Annotated in this window: 6 protein-coding genes; 5 read left to right on the top strand and 1 reads right to left on the bottom strand. The window is 56.4% G+C overall.

Annotation, left to right across the window (positions count from 1 at the left end; all coding sequences use genetic code 11):
• From WA354_RS01820 to WA354_RS01810, 3 genes are all read left to right on the top strand, one after another.
• On the top strand, positions 1 to 2,362 hold a 2,362-nt coding region (locus WA354_RS01820), incomplete at its 5' end, for an RHS repeat-associated core domain-containing protein (RefSeq protein WP_472811301.1).
• A gap of 7 nt (positions 2,363 to 2,369) precedes the next feature.
• Entirely contained in the window at positions 2,370 to 2,816 is a 447-nt protein-coding gene (locus WA354_RS01815; protein ID WP_472811300.1) for a hypothetical protein, read from the top strand.
• On the top strand, positions 2,803 to 3,600 hold the full coding sequence (locus tag WA354_RS01810) for a hypothetical protein (RefSeq protein WP_472811299.1): 798 nt from the start codon (positions 2,803 to 2,805) through the stop codon (positions 3,598 to 3,600). The genes WA354_RS01815 and WA354_RS01810 overlap by 14 nt, the downstream gene beginning before the upstream one ends.
• Before the next feature lie 377 nt (positions 3,601 to 3,977).
• Here the strand turns inward: WA354_RS01810 and WA354_RS01805 are convergent, their stop codons facing one another.
• Positions 3,978 to 5,189 (bottom strand): tyrosine-type recombinase/integrase, encoded by a 1,212-nt coding sequence (locus tag WA354_RS01805; RefSeq protein WP_472811298.1) that lies wholly within the window; start codon positions 5,187 to 5,189, stop codon positions 3,978 to 3,980.
• A 598-nt stretch (positions 5,190 to 5,787) separates the two neighbouring features.
• On the opposite strand from WA354_RS01805, the gene WA354_RS01800 reads away from it, so the two are divergent.
• Together WA354_RS01800 and WA354_RS01795 are read left to right on the top strand one after the other, a co-directional pair.
• Entirely contained in the window at positions 5,788 to 6,186 is a 399-nt protein-coding gene (locus tag WA354_RS01800) for a hypothetical protein (RefSeq protein WP_472811297.1), read from the top strand.
• Positions 6,187 to 6,189: 3 nt separating this feature from the next.
• Complete coding sequence (locus WA354_RS01795; protein ID WP_472811296.1) at positions 6,190 to 6,663, top strand: hypothetical protein; 474 nt, start codon at positions 6,190 to 6,192, stop codon at positions 6,661 to 6,663.
• The last annotated feature ends 146 nt before the right edge of the window (positions 6,664 to 6,809 follow it).

Raw genomic sequence — 6,809 nt, 5'->3', positions numbered from 1 at the left:
CTCGGTTCTTGAATCGCTCGCGCAGTGGGTCGGAGTCGTAGCCGCGGTCGGCTATGATGCGCTTCGGCTTTTGCCGCGGACGGCCTCGTGGCCGGGGAATTCAAGTTACAACCCTGTGACTTCGAGTCCGGTCACGCAAACGGTGTCGCCCATTACGCCTACGCTGACCGTGTCGAGCTCGCTGAACCCGTCACCATTGGGAGCGGGCGTAACCTTCACGGCAACCATCTCCAATGGACTCACGGGTACGGTCACTTTTTATAATGGCGGCACGTCGATCGGCACAGGATCCATTAGCGGCACGACGGCGACGCTCACCACAAGCAGTCTGCCCGCGGGCAACGATCCGATTACCGCATCCTGGCCGGGGAATGGCAACTTCGGCCCGGTCACTTCCAGCCCGCTTACCCAAACAGTCAACCAACCCAAGCCTTCATTGACCTTATCGAGTTCGCTCAATCCTTCTCCCCTGGGAGCAGGTGTGACCTTCACCGCGACGATTTCGAATGGAGTCACGGGCACGATCACCTTCTACAACGGCGGCACATCGATTGGCACCGGCACAATCAGCGGCACGAGTGCGACGTTCACTACCAGCAGCTTACCGGCTGGCAATGATTCGATTACCGCATCCTGGCCCGGAAATGGCAGCTACGGCGCCGTCACTTCCAGTCCGCTCAGCCAAACCGTCCATCAACCTGTGTCCGGACAATCCATTTACAGCTATGCGGCAAGCTACGACGCCGTGGGGAATATCACCAGTTATACTGACTCCGTCATGGGCACAATGAACTTCACCTATGACACTCTGAATCGCCTCGCGACGGCAAACGGGAACGAACCCGGCAATCCGTATCCGAACAACTGCTGGAATTTGGACAGTTTCGGGAACCGAACTACACAGATGAGCGCCAGCGTTGCGTTTCCCAGTACCATGGGTGGACCGACAACCTGTCAGACGACAGGGTCACTGGGTCCGGTCGTCCAGGCGCAATTCAACGGTACAGTGAATGGCGCCAATAATAACCAGATGTCGTGGACGAGCACGAATTCCAATCAGGGGCAAGGATACGATGCGGCGGGGAACGTCCAGAACGATGGGGCCCGCCAATATCTCTATGATGGAGAGGGCCGTATCTGCGAGGTTCTGAATACGCTCGTTGGGGTTACGACCGCCTACATCTACGATGCAGACGGCATTCGGGTCGCCAAAGGCAGTGCGAGCTGGGGAAGCTGCGATCCATCCGCCAACGGCTTCCAAGCTTCGACAGACTACGTGCTGGGCCCAGCGGGTGAACAGGTCACAGAGGTAACAGTGAGCAACGGCGTCGCAACTGGGGTTGCACATACAAATGCCTGGGCCGCGGGTATGCTATTGGCAACCTACGACAACAATGGCCTGCATTTCTATTTGACTGATCCATTAGGTTCGCGGCGAGTGCAAACGGACTATGCGGGCGTGGTGGAACGGAGTTGCCAAAGCCTGCCGTTCGGTGATGGCGAGTCTTGTTTCCCAATTCCAACCGAGCACCTGTTCACCGGCAAAGAACGAGACTCCGAATCCGGCAACGACTACTTCCCAGCACGCTACTACGCGTCGTCGATGGGACGGTTTTTGTCGCCCGATCCGTCGGGGCTGTACATGGCTGATCCCGAAAATCCGCAGATGCTCAATCTCTATGCGTATGTAGGAAACAATCCGCTTAGTTACACCGACCCTCTGGGCTTATCTAAGGATTGCGGCGGAGGCGGCGACCCGAGCGTCGTTTGCATGGTAACGTCGGCGTGGGATTGGTTGAAGAACGCATTCAGTGGTGGCGGCAACAGTGGGTCGAACGACCAGGGCGGGGAAAACAGTCCCGGTGCAGGACCGGATGATGGACCAAACTTTAATCTCTCGCCCGGTGTCAGCCCCCTGCGATTCCCTGGCACTTCCGCCGGACGCAATGCTGCTGGAATAGCTGCGGCGCGTCAAGCGCTTGGCCCGACATCACAGCCAGACCCGAACGGAGGATGTCCAGCAGGTTGTAAATACGAGTGGGGAGGCCGACTCCTACAAAACAAGCAGAGCGGCCAGTACACTTTTACAAATCCTGTTACATTCCACAGCAACCAGCACTTCTGGGCAAGTCACGTCATGGTCCCTTTTGGGTATCGCGCTGCTGGCAGCTACCACACGCATCCGGGAATCGGTGCGCCTGGCATGTCGATGGGAGATGCCGGATGGTCTGCATCGCAAAGGCTCCCCGAGTACATGGGAGAAGAGATGAGCGGGAAGGTGTGGAAATACGATCCGAGTATGGGTTGCAGCAGCGAGCCGTGCGGAGTCGTTGTCTACGATCCCCATGCACCGAACCAATGAAGGGCTTGTGAGCGATATGCCATGGAAGACAAAGCTGATTTTCAAAGTCGCTGTTGCTGCGATCCTGATGCTGATAGCTGGGCGAGTGAGCTTAGCGCAAGTGGCAGCTGTGGCACCCGATGATGATGCCCCACATGCACTTCCGGTGAGCATCGTGACACTGCTTGCCATGCCAGCGAGTAGCAGCGCGAAGCAGGTTCAGGTCTCTGGCTTCCTTGTGCTGGACTTCGAAGGGCAGGCGCTGTATCTCCATAAAGAGGACTATCAGGAGGGACTGTCGCTGAACTCCATTTACGTCTCGCTCACGCAAGCGCAACAGCAGCAGTACAAATCCTTGGATAAGACCTATGTGACAATCGAAGCTTCCTTCCAGAAGCGTCGGAAGAGCGAAGACATCTTCACAGGCGTTCTGTTCCATGTCCGAGAGATTCGAAGGATCAATGTACATCACTAAGTCACTTGTCTCGGTCTTTTTTGCCATAGCCGTGTTGCCCTTGTTATCGGTGAGAGCTGAAGCATCGGGCAAGCCGTCTGTTGCGGAGTTGGCGGCCATCACCGAGCGGGGCCGAATGCTCGCGCAGTATGACTGGGTTGCATGGCATGCCACGGATGCAGTGATGGCCGCTCATCCGAAAGCAGACCCGACCGGACGTTATATCGCCTACAAGACGGAGGCCGGTTGGGTGGTGGATTTTGGTCGGATCAGCGCAACCGGGGACAAGTTCCTCGTCGCTCACGAGGCGGTTCTGGCGGTCGGTTCGGCGAGGTTCCAGGTCAAGAGCTTCGATCCGATGCGCGAGGATACGGGCTGGACTCTGTCTGCCGCAAAGGGGATCGAGTTGGCCTCAGACGACTTCGGTAGAACGGATCGCCCTTACAACATCGCCGTGCTTCCGGCAGAGCGCGGGGGTCTGTACGTTTACTTGTATCCGGCCCAGGTCGAAGACGGCGTCTATCCGTTGGGAGGGGACGTGCGTTACCGCGTCTCATCAGACGGCGCGAAGATCGAGCAAAAGCGCCAGCTGCACAAGAGCATCATCGAGACAGCCCCCGCAAGCTCTGCGGAGACGGTCGCGGGCGGGTATCACGTACACGTTCTGAGCGATCTACCTGAAGACACCGACGTGATGTTCGTGTTGACCCGTAAGCCGAGCATGCCGGAGATGGTTCTAGCCGGAGCTTGGGTGTACGCCATCGACGTGCATGGAGCGATCAGCGTAACTGACCGGCCCCGCTAAACATCCCGAAGGGCACGCTGCCTACGGCATCGGCTGGATAGGGACACGTCACCCCGCGGCGGGTGGCCCCGGTCCCGATGATTGTTCCCAACTGCACTGAGGGTGCCCCCGGTCCCTCGCCTTTGGGGACCGGGGATAGCGAAGACTCGTGGAGTTGGCCTCCACATCTCGGCACGTCACGTCGTCCCAAGCAGAAAATTCCTAAAATCGTCCACCAGCGCCGAGCTTCGCCCCATCGCAACCATCAACTGTTGGTCCCGCTCTAAGATTTCCCGTCGTTCTGCTGCTTTCATGTTTTTCACCAGGATGCATTGTGCCCTGGTTCGATCAAAAAGGGAGCCCCCTATCGGTAACCCACGAAAAGAACTGGAGCGCTATCAGACGGCGTAAGTCTTCGCCTTGTTCAACTGATCATCAAGAAAGTCGCTCCAGTCCTGCATCATCCTCGCACGGGGTTCCAAATACTTCGCGTAATCGTATGCGGCAGCCGTCTTGTTCTTGCTGCGCTTTAAGTGAGCGAGTTGAACCTCGATGTGTGCGTCCTCGTAGCCGAGTTCGTGGAGAACGGTTGAGGCAACCCCACGGAACCCATGACCAGTCATGACACCGCGGTACCCCATACGCTTCAACGCACCCGAGATCGCCCCCGTGGACATGCACTGATCTTGGTACCAGTCGCTTGGCAGCAGCCATTGCTCATTCTGCGTCAGAGACTGCAGCTTACGCATCTCGGCCACCACCTGCCGTGACAATGGGATGATGTGAGGCGTAGGCATCTTCATCCTCAGCGCCGGGATCACCCACCGTGCGCCGTCGAGATCGATCTCAGTCCACGGCGCCTCCACCAGTTCACTTGTACGAGTGAATGTTCGCGCCATGATGCGCATCGCCGACTTGGTCACTTCGCGGCCTGAGTACTGCTCGATGTCAAGCAGGAGTTTGGGGATTTGCGCTTGCGCTACACGAGCATGATTCTGCGCTGCGACCTTTCGGAGGAAGTCACCGGGGCGAACATCAACAGCGGGATTACGGGCGACAAAGCCGTGAGTGATGCCAAACCTGAAAATCTGACTGGTGGCCCGAAGCGCTTTACGGGCCAACTCATTTGCACCACGCGCATCAATCGCGGACACCACTGCCGTAACTTCAGGGGCCAGAATGTCGGCGATCGGGCGGGGTCCCAGGATTGGCAGCACATCTGACTCAAGGCGACTGCGTACCTGATCCACATACTCAGGGTCCAGCCCCGCCTTCCAGACCTCTATCCACTTGTCGTAGACCTGTCTGAATGTGACCGCGCCGGGTTGGGCTATTCCTGGTACCGGTTGCCTCATACTCGGGCTTCCACCGGCACGCACGATCGATGCGCGACGGGCGTGCTCCACACGGGCATCACTCAAAGACATTGCGGGGTATTCACCGATCGCCACAACCGTTTCGCGTTTACCCCGGTAGACGCTCCACCGCCAGTACTTTCTGCCTGCCGTAGTGACGAATAGATGCAGACCATGTCCATCAGTAAGTTTGTAGGGCTTTGATTTCGCAGCAGTTTTCTTCACGCGCACGTCTGTCAGCTTGTTGCTTGCCATATGCTCTCCAGTCCGTAATACCGGGTAGCTGATTTCTGGATTGTACCGGATTTGGGTCTGGATTCGGCTGTTTCTGGCTGGACAAGTCAGGACGGCGTTTTGTCTAAGTTATTGATTTTATTATGTAGCGTGTGTCAGCTTAGACACGTTTAGATAAATTCTGGCTCCTCAGGTAGGACTCGAACCTACAACCCTTCGGTTAACAGTTGCGCGGGAAGCTTTTTGAGAGGTTTACTGCTCATTACGTCCCCGTTCCATGTAGCTCACAAATAAGGCGGTTGGTTGAGTCATGCCATTGAACTGAGACCCACCGATTACTGGCGAGACTCCTTGGTATTATCCCCGGTGAAGGCCTGCCACGACTCCTTCGCAGTCCGAGACGCGAAAATAGTCCTGAATGGAACCCGCGCATAGAGGTTTTTCAGACCTGTCCGGGTCATTTCTGGCGGCTTATACCGGATTCGATGCGCTCGTATATTCAATGATTTAGGGTTTCACGTCTAGACCCATACAAGTCCATCTAGACCGGTACCCGCTACAGTATCCGCTACAGTTGAATACCTGCATTCAGCGCGATCTTGATCGGAAAATCCACCTCATGCCAGCGCTGCTCAATGCATTCGCTCATTTTAAGGCCCGCGTTCAAGCGTCATCGCGCCGCGATCCGCTTCGTGAACAGGATGCGCCAGACTTGACCCAATTCTGCAGCGCAATGGTTATTCAAGCGGCCCCATTCCTCGCCAGGGGTCCCGGTGCTTGTAGGAGAACCGTCGCTTTACGGGTGGATTTTTTGGCGGTCGGCATCACTCTCGCACGCCGGTCATTTATTCAATTCAAGTCTCGCAACTTCCTGATGCTCAGACGTCTAACTGTCATTCCTTTGACGCATGCCGATGCCTGTTATAGTTGCAAAATTTCATTGCATTTTCCCATCGGGTTCATGCATAATGCGCACCTGCTTGGCGGACTGAATAATATCTTTCCGGCAGAGAGGTGAAATATGGCATTCGATGTCAAAGAGCTGATGATCGACATCACCAGAGTTGGAGCGCAAATAAACTGCAACCCTACCGTAGCCTGCTACGCATCGGGAGGCGGCTGCTACGCATCGGGAGGCGGCTGTTACGCATCGGGAGGCGGCTGCTACGCATCGGGAGGCGGCTGCTACGCATCGGGAGGCGGTTGCTACGCCTCCGGGGGATGCCACCCTACTCTCATCTGCCTTGTGACGCTCCACTGTACTCCGTCAGTCTTGCCATGCAGGTTCGGAACCTACACGTGCCTTGACACCAGGCTTACGTGTGGAGGAACGATCTATTGCGCTGGTACAGAAAATCGGACGATTCTTTATCAGAACATCGAGCGGGAGACCCTAGCTGCGGTAAAGGAGCAGCTCAGTTCCGCATTGAAGGAGATCGAGCAGCATGAAAGTCGAGTGGCCGAGGAAGCGAAGGAAGGGAAGAAAGCGAAGTGAGAGGCGTGCCGCGCCCCCACGACGTTATGATGGCTCTTCGTAGTTCTTTATGCACGGAACTACTGTGAAACTAACTGAGCGGAAGCTAAGTTTAAAATGTAGCTTCCGCTCAATCGCTTTGTGCTCACTTGTCCTCGAGTCGATTT

The sequence above is a fragment of the Occallatibacter sp. genome, assembly GCF_049802275.1.
Classification (GTDB): Bacteria; Acidobacteriota; Terriglobia; order Terriglobales; family Acidobacteriaceae; genus Telmatobacter.
Note: the sequence above shows the minus strand (reverse complement) of the source record. Positions and strands in the feature narration are given on the sequence as shown.